Raw genomic sequence first — 23745 nt, 5'->3', positions numbered from 1 at the left:
GCATGAGTGAACGTCCGCGGCTGACCGTGCTCTCCGGACCCTCCGGGGTCGGCAAGAGCACGGTCGTCGCCCATATGCGCAAGGAACACCCCGAGGTCTGGCTCTCGGTGTCGGCGACGACCCGCAGGCCACGCCCCGGCGAGCAGCCCGGAGTCCACTACTTCTTCGTCACCGACGAGGAGATGGACAAGCTGATCGCCAACGGCGAGCTGCTGGAGTGGGCCGAGTTCGCCGGCAACCGCTACGGCACGCCGCGCGCGGCCGTGCTGGAGCGGCTGGAGAAGGGTGAGCCCGTCCTGCTGGAGATCGACCTCCAGGGTGCCCGGCAGGTGCGGGAGTCCATGCCCGAGGCCCAGCTGGTGTTCCTCGCTCCGCCCTCCTGGGAGGAGCTGGTGCGCAGACTCACCGGCCGGGGCACCGAGCCGCCCGAGGTGATCGAGCGCCGTCTGGCGGCCGCGAAGGTCGAGCTGGCGGCGGAGCCGGAGTTCGACGAGACCCTGGTCAACACCTCCGTCGAGGACGTGGCGCGTGAGCTGCTAGCCTTGATGGACGTTGTGTGATCGTGATTGATCATGCATCCTGAATCTTTCCCATCCATCGGAAGGTAGAGCGTGTCCTCTTCCATCTCCGCGCCCGAGGGCATCATCAACCCGCCGATCGACGAGCTCCTCGAGGCCACCGACTCGAAGTACAGCCTCGTGATCTACGCGGCCAAGCGGGCCCGCCAGATCAACGCGTACTACTCGCAGCTCGGCGAGGGCCTCCTCGAGTACGTCGGTCCGCTCGTCGACACCCACGTCCACGAGAAGCCGCTCTCGATCGCCCTGCGTGAGATCAACGCGGGACTGCTGACGTCCGAGGCCGTCGAGGGCCCGGCGCAGTAATATTTCCTGCTTGCGGCAGACTTATCCACAGGCCCGGCGGCGCGTCCGCCGGGCCTGTGGTGTGTCATAGACGCGTACGCGGTACAGGTCGAGTCCGGGGAGAGACGGTGGACAAGCCGAAGGTCGTGCTGGGGGTCAGCGGTGGCATCGCCGCGTACAAGGCCTGCGAGCTGCTGCGGCGGCTGACGGAGTCGGGCCACGACGTGCGCGTCGTCCCCACCGCGTCAGCGCTGCACTTCGTCGGTGCCGCGACCTGGTCCGCGCTCTCCGGCCACCCCGTCTCGACGGAGGTCTGGAACGACGTCCACGAGGTGCCGCACGTCCGCATCGGCCAGCACGCCGACCTGGTGGTCGTCGCCCCGGCCACCGCAGACATGCTCGCCAAGGCCGCCCACGGCATCGCCGACGACCTGCTGACGAACACCCTGCTCACCGCCCGCTGCCCGGTCGTCTTCGCCCCCGCGATGCACACCGAGATGTGGGAGCACCCCGCCACCCAGGAGAACGTGGCGACCCTGCGGCGCCGGGGCGCGGTCGTCGTCGAGCCCGCCGTCGGCCGTCTCACCGGCGTCGACACGGGCAAGGGCCGGCTGCCCGACCCGGGTGAGATCTTCGAGGTCTGCCGCCGCGTGCTCGCCCGCGGCGCCGCCGAGCCGGACCTCGGGGGCCGCCACGTCGTCGTCAGCGCCGGAGGCACCCGCGAGCCGCTCGACCCGGTCCGCTTCCTCGGCAACCGCTCCTCCGGCAAGCAGGGCTACGCCCTCGCGCGCACCGCCGCGGCCAGGGGCGCCCGCGTCACGCTGGTCGCCGCCAACACGACCGGGCTGCCCGACCCGGCGGGCGTCGACGTCGTCCAGGTCGGCACGGCCGTGCAGCTGCGCGAGGCGGTGCTGAAGGCGGCCGCGGACGCCGACGCGGTCGTCATGGCCGCGGCCGTCGCCGACTTCCGCCCGGCGACGTACGCGGCCGGGAAGATCAAGAAGCAGGACGGCCAGGACCCGGAACCCGTCGTGCTCGTGCGCAATCCCGACATCCTCGCGGAGCTCTCGGCCGACCGCGCCCGCCCGGGGCAGGTGGTCGTCGGTTTCGCCGCCGAGACCGACGACGTCCTCGCCAACGGCCGCAGGAAGCTGGAGCGCAAGGGCTGCGATCTGCTCGTGGTGAACGAAGTGGGCGAGCGCAAGACGTTCGGCTCGGAGCAGAACGAGGCGGTGGTGCTGGGCGCCGACGGCAGCGAGACTCCGGTGCCGTACGGGCCCAAGGAAGCGCTGGCCGACGTGGTGTGGGATCTCGTCGCGGGGCGGCTCGGGTAGCCCCCGCGCGGCTCGCGGAAGGCCCGTTCCGCGCCCCCCGAATGCGTCCATCGAGGGCGTGGCGCCCCTGGCCAACATCGCCGCGCAGCGGGCAGAATGCCCGTGCCGCAGGTCACAGAGCTCCCGAGAGGCGAGACGGTGGCCCCGCGGCGAAGAGCGACCGATAAACTGTGCCTCGGACGTCGGCGGGCGCAGCCCCCGTCCCGTCCACCAATGATCAGCCAGCAGCCGCTGCAACCCCAGGGAGCGTTGTGTCCCGTCGCCTGTTCACCTCGGAGTCCGTGACCGAGGGTCACCCCGACAAGATCGCTGACCAGATCAGCGACACCATTCTCGACGCGCTTCTGCGCGAGGACCCGACGTCCCGGGTCGCCGTCGAAACCCTGATCACCACCGGTCTGGTGCACGTGGCCGGTGAGGTCACCACCAAGGCTTACGCGCCGATCCCGCAGCTGGTCCGGGACAAGATCCTGGACATCGGCTACGACTCCTCGAAGAAGGGCTTCGACGGCGCTTCCTGCGGTGTCTCGGTCTCGATCGGCGCGCAGTCCCCGGACATCGCGCAGGGTGTGGACACGGCGTACGAGAGCCGGGTCGAGGGCGACGAGGACGAGCTGGACCGGCAGGGCGCCGGTGACCAGGGCCTGATGTTCGGCTACGCCTCGGACGAGACGCCGACCCTGATGCCGCTGCCGATCTTCCTGGCGCACCGCCTGTCGAAGCGGCTCTCCGACGTGCGCAAGAACGGCACGATCCCCTACCTGCGCCCGGACGGCAAGACGCAGGTCACCATCGAGTACGACGGCGACAAGGCCGTCCGCCTCGACACGGTCGTCGTCTCCTCGCAGCACGCGAGCGACATCGACCTGGAGTCGCTGCTCGCGCCCGACATCCGGGAGTTCGTCGTGGAGCCGGAGCTCAAGGCGCTCCTCGAGGACGGCATCAAGCTCGACACCGAGGGCTACCGCCTGCTGGTCAACCCCACCGGCCGCTTCGAGATCGGTGGCCCGATGGGTGACGCCGGCCTGACCGGCCGCAAGATCATCATCGACACCTACGGCGGCATGGCCCGCCACGGCGGCGGCGCCTTCTCCGGCAAGGACCCGTCCAAGGTCGACCGCTCGGCGGCGTACGCGATGCGCTGGGTCGCCAAGAACGTGGTCGCCGCGGGTCTCGCCTCCCGCTGCGAGGTCCAGGTGGCGTACGCCATCGGCAAGGCGGAGCCGGTCGGTCTGTTCGTCGAGACCTTCGGCACCCACAAGGTCGAGCCCGAGAAGATCGAGAAGGCGATCGAGGAGGTCTTCGACCTCCGTCCGGCCGCCATCATCCGCGACCTCGACCTGCTCCGCCCGATCTACGCCCAGACCGCGGCGTACGGCCACTTCGGCCGTGAGCTTCCCGACTTCACCTGGGAGCGCACGGACCGCGTGGACGCGCTGCGCGCGGCCGCGGGGCTGTAGGTCCCGGCAGGTCCTCTTCGCCCGGCGCGAGGCCCGGTTCCCTTCGGGGGGCCGGGCCTCGTGTGCTGTGCGAGCGGACCTCGGGCCGGTGCCGGTTGTCAGTGGTGTTTGGTAAGAATGCAAGCGTGAGCAGCGAGAACGGCCGGGGGGACGGCGGCGCGGAGGGCGCGCCGCCGGAGCAGCTCGCGTTCATCCGGGAGAGCGTGCGCCAGGCCAGGACCCCCCGGGCCAAGCCCCGTACCTGGCGTGGGGCCGCGCTGGCCGAGCAGCTGCCCGTCGCGCGGGTGCTCGTGGACAAGGGCGTGCTCCATCTCGACCGCTACTTCGACTACGCCGTGCCCGAGGAGCTCGACGCCGACGCACAGCCCGGCGTGCGGGTGCGGGTGCGGTTCGGGGCCGGACGGCATCGCGTGCGGGAAGGGCGCCGTGAGGGCGGAGGCCTGATCGACGGGTTCCTCGTCGAGCGGCTGGCCGAGTCGGACTACTCGGGGCCGCTGGCGGCGCTGGCGCAGGTGGTGTCGCCGGAGCCGGTGCTGAGCGAGGAGCTGCTGGGACTGGCCCGGGCGGTCGCCGACCGGTACGCCGGGAGCCTCGCCGATGTGCTGCAGCTCGCCGTGCCGCCGCGCAGCGCCCGGGCCGAGCAGCGGCCGTCGCCCGCTCCGCTGTCGCCGCCCGCGGCACCGGACGCGGGGTCCTGGGCACGCTACGGGAACGGGGCGGCGTTCCTGGACGCGCTGGCCTCCGGCGGCGCTCCACGGGCCGTGTGGAACGCCCTGCCCGGCCCCGGATGGAGCGCCGAACTGGCCCGCGCCGTCGCGGCGACACTGGCTTCAGGACGCGGTGCACTGGTTGTCGTACCGGATGGACGGACGGCCTCCCGGGTCGACGCGGAGTTGACGGCTCTCCTGGGTGAGGGGCGGCACGCGCTGTTGACGGCCGACGCGGGTCCGGAGAAGCGGTACCGGGAGTGGCTCGCCGTGCGGCGCGGGGCGGTACGGGCCGTGGTGGGGACGCGCGCCGCGATGTTCGCGCCGGTGCACGACCTCGGGCTGGTCGCCGTCTGGGACGACGGGGACGACAGCCACAGCGAGCAGCACGCACCGCAGCCGCATGCGAGGGACGTGCTGCTGCTGCGCGCCGCCCAGGACAAGTGCGCGTTCCTGCTGGGTGGTTGGAGCTGCACCGTGGAGGCCGCGCAGCTGGTGGAGAGCGGCTGGGCGCGACCGCTGGTCGCCGTGCGGGAGCAGGTCCGGGCCGCCGCTCCGCTGGTCAGGACCGTGGGGGACCAGGATCTGGCGCGGGACGAGGCGGCGCGGGCCGCCCGGCTGCCGACCCTCGCCTGGCAGGTGGTCCGGGACGGGCTGCGGCACGGGCCCGTGCTGGTCCAGGTGCCGCGGCGCGGGTATGTGCCCAGGATGGCGTGCGCGCAGTGCCGGGCGCCCGCGCGGTGCCGGCACTGTGCCGGGCCACTGGAAGCGCGCGACGCGGGCGCGCTGCGCTGCGGCTGGTGCGCGCGCGAGGAGGACTCGTGGCACTGCCCGCAGTGCGGGGCGTTCCGGCTGCGGGCGCAGGTCGTGGGCGCCCGGCGGACCGCCGAGGAGCTGGGGCGGGCGTTTCCCGCCGTGCCGGTGCGGACCTCCGGACGGGAGCACGTGCTGGACACGGTGCCGGGGGCACCCGCACTGGTGGTGAGCACGCCGGGGGCCGAGCCCGTCGCCGAGGGCGGGTACGCGGCGGCGCTGCTGCTCGACGGCTGGGCGATGCTCGGGCGGCCCGATCTGCGGGCCGGTGAGGACGCGCTGCGGCGCTGGATCGCGGCCTCGGCGCTGGTCCGGCCGCAGGGCGACGGCGGCACCGTGGTCGTCGTCGCGGAACCGACGTTGCGGCCGGTGCAGGCGCTGGTGCGGTGGGATCCCGTGGGGCATGCGGTACGGGAGCTGGCCGAGCGGGCCGAGCTGGGGTTCCCGCCGGTGTCGCGGATGGCGGCCGTGTCGGGGCCGCCGGACGCGGTGGCCGAATTCCTGGAGATGGTCGAACTGCCTTCGGAGGCAGAGGTGTTGGGGCCCGTGCCGCTGCCCGTCACGCCGGTCGCGGCAGCTGGACGCTCACGGCGGGCCGGGGCGCCGCCCGCCGGGGAGCATTGGGTGCGGGCGCTGGTCCGGGTGCCGCCGGGGCGGGGCGCCGCTCTGGCGGCCGCGCTGAAGGCCGCGCAGGCGGCCCGGACGGCGCGGGGGAGCGGGGCGGCGGTGTGGGTGCGGATCGATCCGCCCGACATCGGGTGAGGGGCTGTGCGTCCGGCGAACATCGGGTGAGGGGCTGTGCGTCCGGCGAACATCGGGTGAGGGGCTGTGCGTTCCGGCGGGCATCGGCGCAGGGGCTGTGCTCAACGGGCCCAGCGGGTAGGCGCAGTACGCGGGTGAACCGGCGTGCGCGTAGGCGCTGGAGCGGTTGCGCGGTGGGGCCGGGCCCGGGTTTCCAAATGACTCCGGCAGATCCCGGCAGATTCCCGCTGGACTCCCGCAGATTCCCGCTGGACCCCGGCAGATCCCGGTCGTGTTCGCGCCGGAGGCCTGGGGCGGCGCCGGGGCCGCTGCCGCGCTCCCGCGCACCGGAGAGATGAGGTCCTGGCCCCGGACACGGCTGCCCTCCCGGGCGTCTCCGGGAGGGCGGGTCCGGCAGCCGTGGGGTGGGTCAGCCGTTGCGGGGGCCGGGGAAGGCGGTCGGCCTGACCTCGTCGCGGAGCGCCGGGCTGCCGGCGGTCGGCTGGGTCGGCATGGAGCGCGCCGCGGGGACCGTCGGGACCGTGGGGAGGCCGGCGCCCACGTTGACCGCGCGGGTCGCGGCCGGTTCCGTGCTCCGCTCGGCCTCGGCGGCGGCCTGTGCGGTCGCGCGGCGTGAGCCGTAGCGGCGGTGCACCGCCTGCTTGGTGACGCCGAGGGCGGAGCCCACCGCGTCCCAGGAGAAGCCGAGCGAACGGTCGAAGTCGACCGCGGCCGTGACCAGGGTCTCGACGCTGTCCCGCAGCTCCTGGGCGAGACGGACCGTCGGGGCGGGGGCGCGTCCGTAGACGACGAAGCCCGTGGAGGGGCCGGAGCGGCGCGGGCGGTAGACGTTGCCCAGCTGCGCGGTGAGTGTGCGCAGTGCGTCCACCTGCCGGCGGACCCGCTCGATGTCCCGCACCAGCAAGTGCAGGCTGGCCCGAGCCTGGGCGTCGTGGGTTGCGTGGTCGGCCATGAACAAGCCTCTCGAACCGGCGTTGAGGAGAAAGGATCGGGCCGCTGGGGCGGCCCGTTGGTCAACTCTTTCTTGACCAACGCGTTCGGGGGCCGGGGGTCACGGTGTGGGGGCGCGGGGGCATATGCGCGCGCCGTTCCGCGGGTGGTGCGCTGCGGGCTCCCGCCCACCCGTACACCGACCCCGTGGTCCGGGGGGACGAGGCCGAGCGGGCAATCGTCGGGCCGCGCAATAGACTTGTGCGTTGCCCTGCCCCACCCAGCCGAGAGGCCCGTGTCCGCACATGAAGCTCGTCTTCGCCGGTACCCCCGAGGTCGCTGTTCCCGCTCTGGACGCCCTGCTCGACTCCGGGCGGCACGAGGTGGTCGCCGTCGTCACGCGGCCGGACGCGCCGGCCGGGCGGGGGCGCAGGCTGGTCGCGTCGCCCGTGGCGGAGCGGGCGGAGGAGGCCGGCATCGAGGTGCTGAAGCCGGCCAGGCCCCGCGAGCCGGAGTTCCTGGAGCGGCTGCGCGAGATCGGCCCCGACTGCTGCCCCGTCGTGGCGTACGGCGCGCTGCTGCCCCGGGTCGCCCTCGACATCCCCGTCCACGGCTGGGTCAACCTGCACTTCTCCCTGCTGCCCGCCTGGCGCGGCGCCGCTCCCGTGCAGCACTCGATCATGTCCGGCGACGAGATCACGGGCGCCTCCACCTTCCTCATCGAGGAGGGCCTCGACTCGGGGCCCGTCTACGGCACCGTGACCGAGACGATCCGCCCCACCGACACCAGCGGCGACCTGCTGACCCGGCTCGCCTTCGCCGGCGCCGGACTGCTCGCCGCGACCATGGACGGCATCGCGGACGGCTCCTTGAAGGCCGTACCGCAGCCCGCGGACGGGGTGACTGTCGCACCGAAGATCACCGTCGAGGACGCCCGGGTCGACTGGGCGACGCCCGCCCTGCGCGTCGACCGGGTGGTGCGCGGCTGCACCCCGGCGCCCGGCGCCTGGACCACCTTCCGGGGGGAGCGCCTCAAGCTCGTGCAGGTCGCGCCGGTGCCCGACCGGACGGACCTCGTCCCCGGTCAGCTGTCCGTGGGCAAGAACAACGTGTACGCGGGCACCGGCTCGCACGCCGTCGAACTGCTGTGGGTGCAGGCCCAGGGCAAGAAGCCGATGCGGGCCGCCGACTGGGCGCGCGGGGTGCGGATCGCGGACGGGGAGACGCTCGGGGGCTGAGCCGCTGCCCGGGGCCGTCCGGCGTACGCTGGGTGCACACCGCACCACAGAAATCCGGAGCACCTTTACGTGAGCGACACCTCCCGTCGGCCCCGCAAACCCGGCAAGCCCTATCGTCGGCCCAAGAAGGATCCCGTACGCATCCTCGCCTTCGAGGCGCTGCGGGCCGTCGACGAGCGGGACGCCTACGCCAACCTGGTGCTGCCGCCGCTGCTGCGGAAGGCGCGCGAGGGCGGGGAGTTCGACGGGCGGGACGCGGCGCTGGCGACCGAGCTGGTGTACGGGACGCTGCGGCGGCAGGGGACGTACGACGCCGTGATCGCGGAGTGTGTCGACCGGCCGCTCCGGGAGGTCGATCCGCCCGTCCTGGACGTGCTGAGCCTCGGTGCGCATCAGCTGCTCGGGACGCGGATCCCCTCGCACGCGGCCGTCTCCGCCACCGTGGAGCTGGCCCGGGTCGTGCTCGGCGACGGGCGGGCCAAGTTCGTGAACGCCGTGCTGCGCAAGGTGGCGCAGCACGACCTCGACGGCTGGCTGGAGCGGGTCGCGCCGCCCTACGACGAGGATCCCGAGGACCATCTCGCCGTCGTGCACTCGCATCCGCGCTGGGTGGTCTCCGCGCTGTGGGACTCGCTCGGCGGTGGCCGGGCCGGCATCGAGGAACTGCTGGCGGCCGACAACGAGCGGCCGGAGGTGACGCTGGTCGCGCGTCCGGGGCGGGCCACGGCCGACGAGTTGCTGCGCGAGGGCGCCGCGGTGCCCGGACGCTGGTCGCCGTATGCCGTGCGGCTCACCGAGGGCGGCGAGCCCGGGTCGATCGAGGCCGTGCGGGACGGCCGGGCCGGCGTGCAGGACGAGGGGAGCCAGCTGGTCGCGCTGGCGCTCGCGAACGCCTCGCTCGACGGGCCGGACGAGAAGTGGCTCGACGGATGTGCCGGCCCCGGCGGCAAGGCGGCGCTGCTCGCGGCCCTCGCCGCCGAGCGGGGCGCCTCGCTGCTCGCCTCGGAGAAGCAGCCGCACCGGGCCGGACTGGTGGCCAAGGCGCTCGCCGGAAACCCCGGCCCGTACCAGGTGATCGCCGCCGACGGGACCCGGCCGCCGTGGCGGCCCGGCTCGTTCGACCGGGTGCTGATGGACGTGCCGTGCACGGGTCTCGGCGCGCTGCGCCGGCGGCCGGAGGCCCGGTGGCGGCGCCGGCCCGACGACCTCGACGGGTTCGCCCCGTTGCAGCGGGGGCTGCTGAGGACGGCGCTGGAATCCGTGCGGGTCGGCGGTGTCGTCGGGTACGCCACCTGCTCACCGCATCTGGCGGAGACGCGGGCCGTGGTCGCGGACGTGCTGAAGCAGTTCCCGCGGACGGAGCTGGTCGACGCCCGTCCGCTGCTGCCGGGCGTACCGGACCTCGGGGACGGACCGGACGTCCAGCTGTGGCCGCACCGGCACGGGACGGATGCGATGTATCTGGCGGTCGTGCGGCGGACGGGCTGACGCCGAGGCGTCCGGGCGGAACATCCGAAGAGCGTCCGATATCCCGACCGACGCGAACAACCGTGCAGGGACATGGCACGCTTAGGTCATGGCCGCGCAGATCAACCCGAGCATCCTGTCCGCCGACTTCGCCCGTCTCGCCGACGAGGCGCGGGCGGTCGAAGGGGCCGACTGGCTCCACGTCGACGTCATGGACAACCATTTCGTCCCGAACCTCACGCTCGGCGTGCCGATCGTGGAGTCGCTGGCCCGTGCGACGGACACCCCGCTGGACTGCCATCTGATGATCGAGGCCCCCGACCGGTGGGCCCCGCAGTACGTGGAGGCGGGCGCTTCCTCGGTCACCTTCCACGTCGAGGCGGCCGCCGCGCCGGTACGGCTGGCCCGGGAGATCCGGGCCAAGGGCGCCCGGGCGTCGATGGCGCTGAAGCCGGCCACGCCCATCGAGCCGTACGAGGATCTGCTGCCCGAGCTTGACATGCTGCTGATCATGACGGTCGAGCCGGGCTTCGGCGGGCAGGCGTTTCTCGACATCATGCTGCCGAAGATCCGCCGCACCCGTGAACTGATCGCGAAGCACGGTCTGGAGCTGTGGCTCCAGGTCGACGGCGGGGTCTCGGACGCGACCATCGAGCGCTGCGCGGAAGCGGGCGCCGATGTGTTCGTGGCCGGGTCCGCCGTGTACGGGGCCGACGACCCGGCCGCCGCGGTGCGGGCCCTGCGCGCCAAGGCGGAGGCCGCGACGAAGCACGCGGCATGGGCGTGCGACCACTGAGCCACGGTTACGTGAACGGCGCCCGTCGGGCGCCGAGCAGGGCTGATCAAGCGCGCCGTATCTGCAAGGATGAACGGCGAATCCAGAGTGTGAACAGCAGTGAGGAGATCGCCGTGTCGGGTATGTCGGCGGGCCGGTCAGCCATGCGGATGGGACCCGCAGAGCTGGTGCAGGCGGCGGCCATGGCCCGCCGCTTCTACCTCGAGGGCAAGTCCAAGATCCAGATCGCGGAGGAGTTCGGCGTCAGCCGCTTCAAGGTGGCCCGGGTCCTGGAGACCGCCCTCGAACGGGATCTCGTACGTATCGAGATCCGTGTGCCCGCCGAGCTGGACGCCGAGCGCTCGGACGCGCTGCGCGCCCGCTACGGCCTCAGGCACGCCGTCGTGGTCGAGTCCCCGGCCGAGGCCGAGGAGACCCCCGACCCCGAGAACCTGGGCGAGGTGGCCGCGGACCTGCTGGGCGAGCTGGTCAACGAGGGTGATGTGCTCGGGCTGGCCTGGGGCCGGTCCACGATCCACATGGCCGCCGCCCTCGGCAAGCTGCCGCCCTGCACGGTCGTGCAGCTGACGGGCGTGTACGACGCCGGGACCGCCGAGCGCGGCTCCGTCGAGGCCGTCCGCCGGGCCGCCCAGGTCTCCGGCGGCGACGCCCACCCCATCTACGCGCCGATGCTCCTGCCGGACGCCGCCACCGCGGCCGCGCTGCGTCATCAGACCGGGATCGCCCGGGCCTTCGAGTACTTCGACAAGGTCACGGTCGCCTGCGTCTCCATCGGGTCCTGGGAGCCCGGCATCTCCACGGTGCACGACATGCTCAGTGACGAGGAGCGCTCCCACTACGCCTCCCTCGGTGTCGCCGCCGAGATGTCTGCGCACCTGTTCGACGCCGACGGCCGCCGGGTCGGACGGGACCTGGGCGAGCGGTGCATCACTGTCAAGGCCGACCAGCTCCGCCGTATCCCCGAGGTCGTCGCGATCGCGGGTGGGCAGCGCAAGGCGGCAGCCATCGACGCGGTGCTGCGGTCGGGGCTCGTCACCAGCCTGGTCACGGACACCTCCGCGGCCGACTGTCTGATGACGGCCGGGCCGACGCCGCGGCCGGCGCTGAACCGGGCCGATCCGGACGGCCCCTGACGGAATGCCGGACGGGAGGAGCCGCGGTGCGCCGCCGCCATGGCTCGTCCCGTCCGCGACGACGATGGGTGCTGAGATGACGGATCACGTGGTCACCCTCGACCTCGACGGCGTCAGGGACAAGGCGGCCCTGATGGACCGCTGCGCCCGGGCGCTCCAGTTGCCCGACTGGTTCGGCCGCAACTGGGACGCGCTCGCCGACAGCCTCTCCGACCAGGGCGTCTGGCCCGGCGCCGCCGCCGGGAAGGGGCTGCTGGTCGTCGTGCGGAACTGGCGGCCGTACGCCGACGCGCGGCCGGCGGAGTGGGAGACCGCCCAGCAGGTGTTCGCCCAGGCCGCGGACGCCGCACCGGGCCTGACCGTGGCCCTCGCTCTTGGAGGATCCTCCTAAAGATCCCCTGACCTGCCTGGATGAAGTCACCGGGCATCGCATTCCGGCCGACATGGGACAATGAAGTACGTGCTCTTCTCCCCTGGCTGACCTGTCCGGGGGCCACCTCTGATCGACTGGGATGTGCAGCACGTGCGTTTCCTCAACGACATCCAGCCCTCGTACGACCTGACGTACGACGACGTGTTCATGGTGCCGAGCCGCAGCGCGGTCGGCTCCCGTCAGGGCGTGGACCTCAGCTCCCCGGACGGCACGGGCACCACGATTCCGCTCGTCGTCGCCAACATGACCGCCATCGCCGGCCGCCGCATGGCCGAGACCATGGCCCGGCGCGGCGGACTCGTGGTCATCCCGCAGGACATCCCGATCGACGTCGTCACCGAGGTCGTCTCCTGGGTGAAGAGCCGCCACCTGGTCCTCGACACCCCCATCGTGCTGGCCCCGCACCAGACCGTCGCCGACGCGCTCGCCCTGCTGCCCAAGCGGGCGCACAACGCCGGTGTCGTGGTCGACGAGAACCACCGTCCCATCGGTGTCGTCACCGACCGGGACCTCACCGGCGTCGACCGCTTCACCCAGCTCGAAGTGGTCATGTCCAAGGACGAGTTGCTGCTGCTCGACGCCGGCATGGACCCGCGCGAGGCGTTCAACACCCTCGACCACCACAACCGGCGCTACGCCCCCGCCGTCGACGCCGACGGCAAGCTCGCCGGCATCCTCACCCGAAACGGCGCGCTGCGCGCGACGCTGTACACCCCGGCCGTCGACGCGAACGGCAAGCTGCGCATCGCCGCCGCCGTCGGCATCAACGGCGACGTCGCGGGCAAGGCCAAGCAGCTGCTCGACGCGGGCGTGGACACGCTCGTCATCGACACCGCGCACGGCCATCAGGAATCGATGATCAGCGCCATCAAGGTGGTGCGCGGCCTCGACCCGCAGGTGCCGATCGTGGCGGGCAACATCGTCTCGGCCGAGGGCGTGCGCGACCTGATCGAGGCGGGCGCCGACATCGTGAAGGTCGGTGTCGGCCCGGGCGCCATGTGCACCACGCGGATGATGACCGGCGTCGGCCGGCCGCAGTTCTCGGCCGTGCTGGAGTGCGCCGCCGAGGCGAAGAAGTACGGCAAGCACGTGTGGGCGGACGGCGGTGTCCGGCACCCGCGTGACGTCGCGATGGCGCTGGCCGCCGGCGCGTCCAACGTGATGATCGGCTCCTGGTTCGCGGGCACCTACGAGTCCCCGGGCGACCTCCACCAGGACGCGAGCGGCCGCTTCTACAAGGAGTCCTTCGGCATGGCGTCCGCGCGTGCCGTGGCCAACCGGACCTCCGAGGAGTCGGCCTACGACCGCGCCCGCAAGGGCCTGTTCGAGGAGGGCATCTCCACCTCCCGCATGTTCCTCGACCCGACCCGCCCGGGTGTCGAGGACCTGATCGACTCGATCATCGCGGGCGTCCGCTCCTCCTGCACCTACGCAGGCGCCGCCTCCCTGGAGGAGTTCGCCGAGAAGGCCGTCGTCGGTATCCAGAGCGCCGCCGGTTACGCCGAGGGCAAGCCGCTGCACGCCAGCTGGAGCTGACCCAACTTCCTTCCGTACGGCCCCCGTTGTCCTGCCCGCCGGGAAATCGGGGGCCGTCGGCGTGTCCGGGTACCTCCCGTCCGCCCATGGAGCTCACCCTCGGGCACGCCGAGATGCGCTGGACCGGCTGCGCGGCGCCCGAAGTCGCCGCCGGCTGCCGGGAGATCGGGGCCGGCGGTCCGGCCGGAAGAACTCCGTGCGCGCGGCATCGGCGCGGCGCTGGTCCGCGCCGTCGGGGACCTGGCACGGGGCCCTGAGCGAGCCTTCGTGCAACGGTTCGCAGCCGCTGTGCAACGAACGCCCATCCCGCCCCGAGGAACGCAATGATCTTGCGGGTATACGCAAGGTTGCTGCATTACACCGGCAACGTACCTGCTCATAGGCTGTCGCCTCGTACGTGGCGTGGCGGGGACCCCGCTCGGTGGGTCCCCTGTCTCAAGGGGATGCCGCCGGTCCCCGTCGGCCTGACCGGCAGCAACAAAGGAGCCAGCGCGTGCTCGACCAAGGCGCACCCCCGCAGCACAGCAGCCAGACCGACCCCACGTCCCCCGGGGTCGGCGCGCGCCTGTTGCGCCGCAAGCCCGTGGAACGCCTGGTCGCGGAGGGCGGCCAGGGTGAGGGAGGTTCGCTGCGGCGCTCCCTCGGACTGTGGCAGCTCACCATGATCAGCATCGGTGCCACCCTCGGCACCGGCATCTTCGTGGTGCTCGGCGACGCCGTTCCGGAGGCCGGACCGGCGGTCACCCTGGCGTTTGTGATCGCGGGTCTGACGGCCCTGTTCTCGGCCCTGTCGTACGCCGAGCTCGCGGGCAGCATCCCGGTGGCGGGTTCCTCCTACTCGTACGCTTACGCAACGATGGGTGAACTCGTCGCCTGGGTCTGCGGCTGGTGCCTGGTCCTGGAGTACGGCGTGTCGGTCGCGGCCGTGGCGGTCGGCTGGGGCGAGTACCTCAACGAGCTGCTCGACGGGACCATCGGCGTCACCATTCCCTCGGCGCTGTCCTCCGCGCCGGGCGAGGGCGGGATCATCAACCTGCCCGCGCTGATCGTCGTCCTGCTGGCGATGGTGTTCCTGCTCGGCGGCGTGCGTGAGTCCGCCCGCGCCAACACGATCATGGTCGCGGTGAAGATCGCCGCGCTGGTGTTCTTCTGCGCCGTCGGCTTCATGGGCTTCAAGTCCGGCAACTACGCCGACTTCATGCCGCTCGGCATGGCGGGCGTCAGCGCCGCCGGCGCCACGCTGTTCTTCTCCTACATCGGCTTCGACGCCGCTTCCACCGCCGGTGAGGAGGCCAAGAACCCCAAGAAGGACCTGCCCCGCGCGATCATGCTCTCGCTGATCATCGTCACCGCGCTGTACGTGCTCGTCGCGGCAGTCGCCGTCGGCGCCTGGAACTGGACCAAGTTCGAGGGCTCCGACGCCTCCCTTGCCGCGATCATGAACGACGTCAGCGGCCAGAGCTTCTGGGGCACCCTGCTCGCCCTCGGCGCCGTCATCTCCATCGCGAGCGTCGTCCTCACCGTGCTCTACGGCCAGACCCGCATCCTCTTCGCGATGTCCCGCGACGGCCTGGTGCCCAAGGCGCTCGGCAAGGTCCACCCGAAGACCGGCGCGCCCCGCCTCAACACGGTCGTCGTGTCGCTGTTCTGCGGTGTGCTCGCCGCCATGATCCCGCTCGGCAAGCTCGTCGACGCCACCAGCATCGGCACCCTGTTCGCCTTCGCGCTGGTCAACATCGCGGTGATCGTGCTGCGCTACAAGCGGCCGGAGCTGGAGCGCACCTTCAAGGTGCCGTTCGGGCCGGTGCTGCCCGTTGTGGGCTTCGCCTTCTGCGCGTACAACATGTTCAGCCTCGACACCGTGACCTGGGTGGTCTTCGGGTGCTGGATGGCCGCCGGTCTCGTGTTCTACTTCCTGTACGGCTACCGCCGTTCCCGTCTCGCCGTACCCGAAGTGAAGTGAACCACCCGCAGTGCTGAACGATCTCGACGAACGCATCGTGCACGCCCTCGCCGAGGACGCCCGCCGCTCCTACGCGGACATCGGGCAGCTCGTCGGCCTGTCCGCGCCCGCCGTCAAGCGGCGCGTGGACAGGCTGCGCGCCACCGGCGCCATCACCGGCTTCACCGTCCGGGTCGACCCCTCGGCGCTCGGGTGGGAGACCGAGGGGTTCGTCGAGATCTACTGCCGCCGCAACACCTCGCCGGAGATCATCCAGCGGGGCCTCGAGCGCTACCAGGAGGTCGTGGCCGCGTCGACCGTCACCGGCGACGCGGACGCGGTCGCGCAGGTCTTCGCCTCCGACATGCGGCACTTCGAGCGGGTCCTGGAGCGGATCGCGGGGGAGCCGTTCGTGGAGCGGACCCGGTCCGTGCTCGTGCTCTCGCCGCTGCTGCGGCGCTTTTCCTCGGGATCGCCCACCTGATTGCGCCCAGGGGTCTAGCATCGGCCGCATGACGTGGCGACATTGACCTTCACCGGCCCCTGAGCCCGGCGTCCGGCGCCTGACCCGGACGCTGTACGGCTATGCCTTCCTGGACGACTTCGTCCTGCTGTACCCGGTCTACGCCCTGCTCTTCGGCGACAACGGACTGTCCCTCGGGCAGATCTCCTCCCTCTTCGCCCTGTGGTCGGTCACCGGCGTGCTCCTGGAGGTGCCCTCCGGCGCCTGGGCCGACGCCGTCTCCCGCCGGCTGCTGCTGTGGCTCGGCCCGCTGCTGACCGCCGCCGGCTTCGCCCTGTGGGTGCTCGTCCCGTCGTACGGGGCGTTCGCACTCGGCTTCGTCCTCTGGGGCGCCGGCGGGGCACTCGGCTCCGGCGCGCTGGAGGCGCTGGTGTACGAGGAACTGGACCGGCACGGCGCCGCCGGCAGCTATGCCCGCGTCACGGGCCGGGCGCGTGCCGTCGGCCTGGTGGCCGTGATGGCGGCCATGGGGCTCGCCGGGCCCGTGGTCGCGCTGGGCGGCTATCCGCTGGTCGGGGCGGCGAGTGTGCTGACCTGTCTGCTGACGGCGGCCGTGGCGACCCGTTTTCCGGAGCACCGGGACGCGGCGGCCGGGAGCGACGGCTGGTTCGCCGCCCTGCGGGCCGCCGGGCGCCCCGAACGGCCGGTCACCGCCGCCTTGCTGCTCGTCGCCGCTGTCGGCTCGGTGTGGGGCGCCCTCGACGAGTACACCCCGCTGCTGGTCCGGGACACCGGTGTGCCGGACTGGGCGGGTCCCTACCTGCTGCTGCTGATCTGGGCGGGAGCCACCGCGGGCAGTCTGCTCGCCGGCCCGGCCGAGCGTCTCGGCACGTACGGCTTCGCCGGTCTGCTCGCCGGTTCCGCGCTGGCCCTCGCCGCGGGCGCCCTCGCCCGGTCGCCGGCCGGCCTGGCCCTGGTGGCTCTCGCGTTCGGAGGTTTCCAGCTGGCGAACGTACTGGCCGACGCCACGCTCCAGCGGCGGATCGACGACGGCGCGCGGGCCACCGTCACCTCGATCGCGGGGCTGGGCACCGAGCTGGCCACGGTCGCGGTGTTCGGCGCCTACGCGGCGGTCGGCTCGGCGACCGGGCACAGCACCGCCTTCGCGGTGTTCGCGGTGCCCTACCTGGTGACCGCTGCGGCGATGGCGGTGGCCCGGCGCGGGCGTGCGCGGTCCTAGAGAGGCGGCTGCCAGGGCACCACGGTGAAGTCACCGGTGCGGTGCCGGACCCTCGGGCCCCTGTCCGTGGCCGTCGCCGGCTGTGGCCGAGCCGGTCGTGGCGACCCGCGTCGTGCACGGTGATGCCGACCCGCCCCCCTTCGCCCGGGCAGGTCGGACGCCAGTGGCTCCGCCCGAAGACGCCGGTGGCCCGCAGCGGATCGCGCCTGTCCTTCGCGGCCGGATGCGCGTCGAAGGAGCACGTGATGTCGTCGCCGGCCGGCGGAGGAGCTTGGCGCTGCCGGTGAGGGCGACCGCCTCGCGCCGCAGCGGCGCGGACGTGGCGGCGGTCCTTCGGGGGTTGCCGCTGAGCGGTCGTGGTGGAAGTCGGTCGGGGGTGCTGCCGTGCGGCCGTGGTGGGGGACGCCGCGGGCCGCCGTCCGGCGTCGGGCTCGGGTCGGTCCTCCCCGGAGGTGCTCGCCGCGGTGCGCAAGTACCGCCGTGCCCGGCAGAGCACTGCATGTACGTCGCTGCATGGTGGTCCTTTCCGCAGGTGAACCGGACAGTTGACCACCTCTCCCTGCGGCTCGCCCGCGCCACATCGGGCACAGGGCTGAGCCGCCGCTCCGCCACCCGGCGGGGGCCCGGCCCGGCCATCACCACCCGGCCGCGCAACGAATCGCCGTGTGCCGGGGAAGGGACGCAACAATCCGTCCGGCAGCGCGCAACGGCTCCTTCTTGTCCGGCCGAGCCCGCCGCCCGTACCGTCTACGTGGCCCCCACATCCATTCGTCCCGGTGAGGAACACGCATGCGCACCGCCCTGCTCCAGAGCTCCGGCCGGCCCGGCTCGACCGCCGAGAACCTGAAGGTCCTCGACGAGGCCGCGGGCCGTGCCGCCGCCGCCGGTGCGGGGCTGCTGGTCGCGCCGGAGATGTTCCTCACCGGCTACGCGATCGGCGACGACATCGCCCGTCTCGCCGAGCCCGCCGACGGCGACGCCACCGACACGATCGCCGAGATCGCCTCGCGGCACGGCCTCGCCGTCGCGTACGGATACCCGGAGCGGTCGGGGGACGCGGTCTTCAACTCCGCCCAGCTGATCTCCGCCGAGGGCACGCGCCTGGCCAACTACCGCAAGACCCACCTCTTCGGCTGCTTCGAGCGTGACCACTTCACGGCGGGCGAGCAGCCGGTCGTCCAGGCCGATCTCGACGGGCTGCGGGTCGGGCTCATGATCTGCTACGACGTGGAGTTCCCGGAGAACGTCCGCGCTCACGCTCTCGCCGGCACCGACCTGCTGCTGGTGCCGACCGCGCAGATGCACCCGTTCCAGTTCGTCGCCGAGTCGCTGGTGCCGGTGCGGGCCTTCGAGAACCAGATGTACGTGGCGTACGTCAACCGGGTCGGCCAGGAGGGGGAGTTCGAGTTCGTGGGGCTGTCCACCCTCGCCGGGCCGGACGGATTCGCCCGCACCCGTGCCGGACGCGGTGAGGAACTCGTCCTCGCCGAGGTGGACGCCGCCTTCCTCAACGCCTCCCGCGAGGCCAACCCGTATCTGAAGGACCGCCGCCCCGGCCTCTACGGGTCCCTGGTCTGACGCCCCGCCCCCAGCCCCCTGATCTTCCGTTTCGCGCAAGGAGTCCGTACCCCATGACGTCCACGGTGCCCAACGCCGTCGAGCACGCCGACGAGCAGCAGCCGCCGATCACCATGTTCGGCCCGGACTTCCCCTACGCGTACGACGACTTCCTCGCCCACCCGGCGGGCCTCGGGCAGGTTCCGGCGACCGAGCACGGCGCCGAGGTCGCGGTCATCGGCGGTGGCCTGTCCGGCATCGTGGCGGCGTACGAGCTGATGAAGATGGGCCTCAGGCCCGTCGTCTACGAGGCCGACCAGATCGGCGGCCGGCTGCGCACGGTCGGCTTCGACGGCTGCGACCCGGCGCTGACCGCCGAGATGGGCGCGATGCGCTTCCCGCCGTCCTCCACCGCCCTCCAGCACTACATCGACCTCGTCGGTCTGCAGACGCGCCCCTTCCCCAACCCGCTGGCCGAGGGCACCCCGTCGACCGTCGTCGACCTCAAGGGCGAGTCCCACTACGCCGAGACCGTCGACGACCTGCCGCAGGTCTACCGTGACGTGGCCGAGGCGTGGAACAGGTGTCTCGAAGAGGGCGCCGACTTCTCCGACATGAACCGGGCGATGCGCGAGCGGGACGTTCCGCGCATCCGCGAGATCTGGGCCCAGCTCGTCGAGAAGCTCGACAACCAGACCTTCTACGGCTTCCTGTGCGACTCCGAGGCCTTCAAGTCCTTCCGGCACCGGGAGATCTTCGGCCAGGTCGGCTTCGGCACGGGCGGCTGGGACACCGACTTCCCCAACTCCATCCTGGAGATCCTGCGCGTCGTCTACACCGAGGCCGACGACCACCACCGTGGGATCGTGGGCGGCTCGCAGCAGCTGCCGCTGCGGCTGTGGGAGCGCGAGCCGGAGAAGATCGTGCACTGGCCGTACGGCACCTCGCTGGCATCGCTGCACGAGGGCGGCGAGCCCCGCCCGGCCGTGACGCGGCTGCACCGCACCGCGGGCAACAACATCACCGTGACCGACGCGAACGGCGACATCCGCACCTACCGTGCGGCGATCTTCACCGCCCAGTCCTGGATGCTGCTGTCCAAGATCCAGTGCGACGACTCGCTCTTCCCGATCGACCACTGGACGGCCATCGAGCGCACCCACTACATGGAGTCGTCCAAGCTCTTCGTGCCCGTGGACCGGCCGTTCTGGCTGGACAAGGACGAGGAGACCGGGCGTGACGTCATGTCGATGACGCTCACCGACCGGATGACCCGCGGCACCTACCTGCTGGACGACGGCCCCGACAGGCCGGCCGTGATCTGCCTGTCGTACACCTGGTGCGACGACAGCCTGAAGTGGCTGCCGCTGTCCGCGAACGAGCGGATGGAGGTCATGCTGAAGTCGCTCGGCGAGATCTACCCGAAGGTCGACATCAGGAAGCACATCATCGGCAACCCGGTGACCGTCTCCTGGGAGAACGAGCCCTACTTCATGGGCGCGTTCAAGGCCAACCTGCCCGGCCACTACCGCTACCAGCGGCGCCTGTTCACGCACTTCATGCAGGACCGGCTGCCCGAGGACAAGCGGGGCGTCTTCCTCGCCGGTGACGACATCTCCTGGACGGCGGGGTGGGCCGAGGGCGCCGTCCAGACCGCGCTGAACGCGGTCTGGGGCGTCATGCACCACTTCGGTGGGGCGACGGACGCGGCCAACCCCGGCCCCGGCGACCTCTACGACGAGATCGCGCCGGTGGAACTCCCCGAGGACTGACGGGCGTCAGACGCCGGCCGCGCGGGCCTGCTCGTACACCCGCGCGGCCAGGTCCTTGAGCTCCTCGCCGTCCCTCGGCGTGCCCTGGAGGTCCAGCAGGACCTCCTCCAGGCCGATCCCGGCGTACGGCACCAGGTCCTCGACGATCTGCTCGACGCTGCCCTGGAAGGGCTGCCGGCCCGAGCCCTCGTACGCCTTGGCCGAGTACTCGGCGTTCACCCGCAGCACCGTCCGGATCGGCTCCGTGCGCCCGCGCTCCTCGGCCAGTTCCCGCAGCCGGCTCCACTGTGCGGCGACGGCCTCGGGGGCCGTGCCCACCGGCAGCCAGCCGTCGGCGTGGTCGACGAGCCGGCGCTGTGCCTTGGGGCTGCTCCCGGCCAGCAGGACCGGGATCGGCCGGACGGGCTTCGGGCCGACCAGGGCAGGCGCGATCTTCGTGATCCGCCCGTCGTGCGCGACGGGGTCCGGACCCCAGACCGCCCGGCACACGGCGAGCAGCTCGTCCAGGACCTTGCCGCGCTCCTCGAACGGCCGGACCGACGCCGCCGCGTACTCGTCGTGGGACCAGCCGGTGCCGAAGCCCGCGACCACCCGGCCGCCGCTCGCCGCGTCCAGGCTCGCCAGTGCCTTGGCCAGCTGGAACGGCACATGCAGCGGGGCCACCAGCACACTGCTGCCGAGCTCCGCCCGCTCGGTGGCCGCGGCGGCCAGCGTGAGCGTCACCAGGGGGTCCGCGACGTGGCGGTAGCTGTCCGGCCAGGGCAGGCCCTCGATCCCGTACAGACCCTGGGTGGCGGGCTCGGGGAACAGGGCGCGTTCGAAGACCCACAAGCTGTCGTATCCGATGCGCTCGGCCTCGCGTGCCACGCCGGGCACGTCCCTGCCGAGGTCGTACTGCCGCATCTGGGGGAGGCCGAGGCCGAGCCGGATCGCCATACGTGTGCTCCTTCGCAGTAGGGTGCCTGACAGTCAACGCACAACGGGCGCACGGGAGTTCCGCGGGTGCCGGCCGGGAGGGCCGGGGCCGCCGTGGCGTCAGCCGGGAAGCGGTGTGAGCAGCATGCGACCCGCGAAGCCCACCGCGGCGTCCAGGCGCTCGGTGAACTCCGCGGCGAGGTCGGGCAGCCGGCGCAGCGCCCACAGGGCCCGCGCGGCCGACCAGGTGGCGTCCCGGGCGCGTTCCAGGCTCCACGCGCCGAGCAGATGGGTGAGCGGGTCGGCGATCTGGAGCAGATCGGGACCCGGCATCAGGTCTTCGCGGATGCGCTCCTCCAGCGTCACGAGGAGATCGCCCACGCGGTCGAACTCGTCCTCCAGCTCGGCCGGATCGCAGTCGAGGGTACGGCAGGTGTCCACGACGGCGAGCGCCAGATCGTGCCCGATGTGCGCGTTGATGCCCGAGAGCGCGAACTGCAGCGGCCGCACGCCGGGATGGCGGCGGAACTGGAGCAGGGGCCGCCAGCAGGCCGGTGGACGCCCGTCCGCCGTGACCGCGTCGACGGCCGCCAGATAGCGCTCGGCGAACCGCACGTCCAGGGTCGCGGCGGCACGGGCGTCGGCGAAGGCCCCGGTGTCGATCCGATGGTCGACGGCCTCGGTGACGGCCAGGTAGACACGGTTGAAGACCGCCACCCCGTCCCGTGCGGGCAGGGCCGCGTCCAGCGCGCGCATCCGGGAGACGACCGCGTCCACGGGGGTGGTGAACTCTTCCAACTGCGTCATGAGGGCAGCGTCCCAGCCCTCGGCCGGCCGGCGTGGCGGCGAGCCCGGCGTTTCCCCGGAACGGGCGAACGCGGCTGCCCTCGTGGGGGAGAGCACGAAGGGGGAGCGGCACGGTGTCCGGCTCACGTGTCCGGCGTCCGGCGTCCGGCGCACCGACAAGGAGACGGCCTTCGTACGCCTACGACTTGGCGTCGTCGTAGCCGGAGGTGCCCTCGTCCAGCAGGGGCCGCTGGGTCTTGAGGTGGGCCGGGGCGAACGCCCGCAGCGCGTGGTAGCCGATGATCACGACGAGTGTGCCCAGGGCGATGCCGCTGAGCGAGAACGTCTCGGTGAACTCCATCGAGACGTTGCCGACGCCGATGATGATGCCCGCCGCGGCCGGTACGAGGTTGAGCGGGTTGCGCAGGTCCACCTTGGCGGTGATCCAGATCTGGGCACCGAGCAGGCCGATCATGCCGTACAGGATGACGGTGATGCCGCCGAGGACCCCGCCCGGGATCGCGGCCACCACCGCGCCGAACTTCGGGCACAGACCGAACAGCAGGGCGAAACCGGCTGCGGCCCAGTAGGCGGCCGTGGAGTAGACGCGGGTCGCGGCCATCACGCCGATGTTCTCGGAGTACGTCGTGTTGGGCGGGCCGCCGACCGCGGTGGACAGCATCGAGCCGACGCCGTCGGCGGCGATCGCCGTGCCGAGCTTGTCGTCGAGCGGGTCGCCGGTCATCTCGCCGACCGCCTTGACGTGCCCGGCGTTCTCCGCGACCAGCGCGATCACCACCGGCAGCGCGACCAGCACGGCCGACCACTCGAAGGCCGGTCCGTGGAAGGCGGGCAGCCCGATCCAGTCGGCGCCGGCGACGCCGGAGAGGTCCAGGCGCCAGTGGTCGGTGACCTTGCCGCTCGCGTCGACGGAGTGGATCCGGCCGAAGACGAGGTCGAAGAGCCAGGAGATGCCGTAGCCGAAGATCAGGCCGAGGAAGATCGCGATCCGGGACCAGAAGCCACGCAGACAGACGACGGCCAGACCGGTGAAGGCCATCACCAGCAGGGCCGTCCACTGGTCCTGCGGCCAGTACGTGGTCGCCGTGACGGGAGCCAGGTTGAAGCCGATCAGCATCACGACGGCGCCGGTCACGATCGGCGGCATCGTCGCGTGGATGATCCGGGCGCCGAAGCGCTGCACGGCGAGTCCCACGACGAACAGCGCGGCACCGACCACGAGCACCGCGCCGGTCACGGTGGCGCTCGTACCGCCCTGGGCCCGGATCACCGCCGCGACGCCCACGAAGGACAGGGAGCAGCCGAGGTAGCTGGGCACCCTGCCACGGGTGGCGAGCAGGAAGACGACGGTGGCGACGCCCGACATCATGATCGCGAGGTTGGGGTCCAGGCCCATCAGGACCGGCGCCACGAAGGAGGCCCCGAACATCGCCACCACGTGCTGGGCGCCGAGCCCCACGGTGCGCGGCCAGGACAGCCGTTCGTCGGGCCGGACCACCGCCCCGGGGGCCGGGGTGCGTCCGTCGCCGTGCAGTTTCCAGCGGACGCCGAGATCCATGGCAGGTGTCGCTTTCGTC

Annotated in this window: 20 protein-coding genes; 16 read left to right on the top strand and 4 right to left on the bottom strand. The window is 72.4% G+C overall.

Going from position 1 to position 23745, the window contains the following annotated elements; genetic code table 11:
* The first annotated feature begins 2 nt into the window (after positions 1–2).
* The 5 genes from gmk to ACIHCM_RS28090 all read left to right on the top strand — a co-directional run bounded on the left by gmk (position 3) and on the right by ACIHCM_RS28090 (position 5939).
* Positions 3–560, top strand: a complete 558-nt coding sequence (gene gmk, locus ACIHCM_RS28110) for a guanylate kinase (RefSeq protein ID WP_399901491.1) — start codon at positions 3–5, stop codon at positions 558–560.
* A 51-nt stretch (positions 561–611) separates the two neighbouring features.
* Positions 612–884 (top strand): DNA-directed RNA polymerase subunit omega, encoded by a 273-nt coding sequence (rpoZ, locus tag ACIHCM_RS28105; RefSeq protein ID WP_003988945.1) that lies wholly within the window; start codon positions 612–614, stop codon positions 882–884.
* Between the two features lie 107 nt (positions 885–991).
* Positions 992–2197 carry a bifunctional phosphopantothenoylcysteine decarboxylase/phosphopantothenate--cysteine ligase CoaBC gene (coaBC, locus tag ACIHCM_RS28100; protein WP_399901488.1) on the top strand — a complete coding sequence of 402 codons (1206 nt, stop codon included), beginning with the start codon at positions 992–994 and terminating at the stop codon, positions 2195–2197.
* A 251-nt stretch (positions 2198–2448) separates the two neighbouring features.
* Positions 2449–3657, top strand: a complete 1209-nt coding sequence (gene metK, locus ACIHCM_RS28095) for a methionine adenosyltransferase (RefSeq protein ID WP_399901485.1) — start codon at positions 2449–2451, stop codon at positions 3655–3657.
* Positions 3658–3782: 125 nt separating this feature from the next.
* Positions 3783–5939, top strand: a complete 2157-nt coding sequence (locus ACIHCM_RS28090; RefSeq protein WP_399901482.1) for a primosomal protein N' — start codon at positions 3783–3785, stop codon at positions 5937–5939.
* 409 nt (positions 5940–6348) lie between these two features.
* Here the strand turns inward: ACIHCM_RS28090 and ACIHCM_RS28085 are convergent, their stop codons facing one another.
* Positions 6349–6891 carry a hypothetical protein gene (locus tag ACIHCM_RS28085; RefSeq protein WP_399901479.1) on the bottom strand — a complete coding sequence of 181 codons (543 nt, stop codon included), beginning with the start codon at positions 6889–6891 and terminating at the stop codon, positions 6349–6351.
* 283 nt (positions 6892–7174) lie between these two features.
* On the opposite strand from ACIHCM_RS28085, the gene fmt reads away from it, so the two are divergent.
* From fmt to ACIHCM_RS28030, 11 genes are all read left to right on the top strand, one after another.
* Positions 7175–8107: a methionyl-tRNA formyltransferase gene (gene fmt / locus ACIHCM_RS28080; RefSeq protein ID WP_399901476.1), complete on the top strand. Its 933-nt coding sequence runs from the start codon at positions 7175–7177 to the stop codon at positions 8105–8107.
* A 69-nt stretch (positions 8108–8176) separates the two neighbouring features.
* Entirely contained in the window at positions 8177–9595 is a 1419-nt protein-coding gene (locus ACIHCM_RS28075; RefSeq protein WP_399901473.1) for an RsmB/NOP family class I SAM-dependent RNA methyltransferase, read from the top strand.
* Between the two features lie 88 nt (positions 9596–9683).
* Positions 9684–10370 carry a ribulose-phosphate 3-epimerase gene (gene rpe / locus ACIHCM_RS28070; RefSeq protein ID WP_399901470.1) on the top strand — a complete coding sequence of 229 codons (687 nt, stop codon included), beginning with the start codon at positions 9684–9686 and terminating at the stop codon, positions 10368–10370.
* Positions 10371–10459: 89 nt separating this feature from the next.
* Positions 10460–11503: a sugar-binding transcriptional regulator gene (locus ACIHCM_RS28065; RefSeq protein ID WP_399901466.1), complete on the top strand. Its 1044-nt coding sequence runs from the start codon at positions 10460–10462 to the stop codon at positions 11501–11503.
* 76 nt (positions 11504–11579) lie between these two features.
* The gene (locus ACIHCM_RS28060; protein ID WP_399901463.1) at positions 11580–11894 is read left to right on the top strand and encodes a barstar family protein; all 315 of its coding nucleotides are present in this window, start codon (positions 11580–11582) and stop codon (positions 11892–11894) included.
* Between the two features lie 132 nt (positions 11895–12026).
* Complete coding sequence (locus tag ACIHCM_RS28055) at positions 12027–13472, top strand: GuaB1 family IMP dehydrogenase-related protein (RefSeq protein WP_399901684.1); 1446 nt, start codon at positions 12027–12029, stop codon at positions 13470–13472.
* A gap of 493 nt (positions 13473–13965) precedes the next feature.
* A complete protein-coding gene (locus ACIHCM_RS28050) occupies positions 13966–15435 on the top strand; it encodes an amino acid permease (protein ID WP_399901460.1) in 1470 nt (489 codons plus the stop codon).
* Positions 15436–15445: 10 nt separating this feature from the next.
* Complete coding sequence (locus ACIHCM_RS28045) at positions 15446–15898, top strand: Lrp/AsnC family transcriptional regulator (RefSeq protein WP_399901457.1); 453 nt, start codon at positions 15446–15448, stop codon at positions 15896–15898.
* A 79-nt stretch (positions 15899–15977) separates the two neighbouring features.
* Positions 15978–17117 (top strand): MFS transporter, encoded by a 1140-nt coding sequence (locus ACIHCM_RS28040; RefSeq protein ID WP_399901682.1) that lies wholly within the window; start codon positions 15978–15980, stop codon positions 17115–17117.
* A 789-nt stretch (positions 17118–17906) separates the two neighbouring features.
* Entirely contained in the window at positions 17907–18695 is a 789-nt protein-coding gene (locus tag ACIHCM_RS28035) for a carbon-nitrogen hydrolase family protein (RefSeq protein WP_399901454.1), read from the top strand.
* Between the two features lie 53 nt (positions 18696–18748).
* Positions 18749–20446, top strand: a complete 1698-nt coding sequence (locus ACIHCM_RS28030) for a flavin monoamine oxidase family protein (RefSeq protein WP_399901451.1) — start codon at positions 18749–18751, stop codon at positions 20444–20446.
* Positions 20447–20452: 6 nt separating this feature from the next.
* Here ACIHCM_RS28030 and ACIHCM_RS28025 read toward each other — a convergent pair whose 3' ends face one another.
* The 3 genes from ACIHCM_RS28025 to ACIHCM_RS28015 all read right to left on the bottom strand — a co-directional run bounded on the left by ACIHCM_RS28025 (position 20453) and on the right by ACIHCM_RS28015 (position 23726).
* Positions 20453–21382, bottom strand: coding sequence for an LLM class F420-dependent oxidoreductase (locus ACIHCM_RS28025; RefSeq protein ID WP_399901448.1), 930 nt, complete (start codon positions 21380–21382; stop codon positions 20453–20455).
* Between the two features lie 99 nt (positions 21383–21481).
* On the bottom strand, positions 21482–22168 hold the full coding sequence (locus tag ACIHCM_RS28020; protein WP_399901445.1) for a DUF5995 family protein: 687 nt from the start codon (positions 22166–22168) through the stop codon (positions 21482–21484).
* 178 nt (positions 22169–22346) lie between these two features.
* A complete protein-coding gene (locus tag ACIHCM_RS28015; RefSeq protein WP_399901442.1) occupies positions 22347–23726 on the bottom strand; it encodes a uracil-xanthine permease family protein in 1380 nt (459 codons plus the stop codon).
* Positions 23727–23745: the final 19 nt, after the last annotated feature.

The sequence above is a fragment of the Streptomyces sp. NPDC052023 genome (assembly GCF_044548465.1).
Taxonomy (GTDB): domain Bacteria; phylum Actinomycetota; class Actinomycetes; order Streptomycetales; family Streptomycetaceae; genus Streptomyces.
Note: the sequence above shows the minus strand (reverse complement) of the source record. Positions and strands in the feature narration are given on the sequence as shown.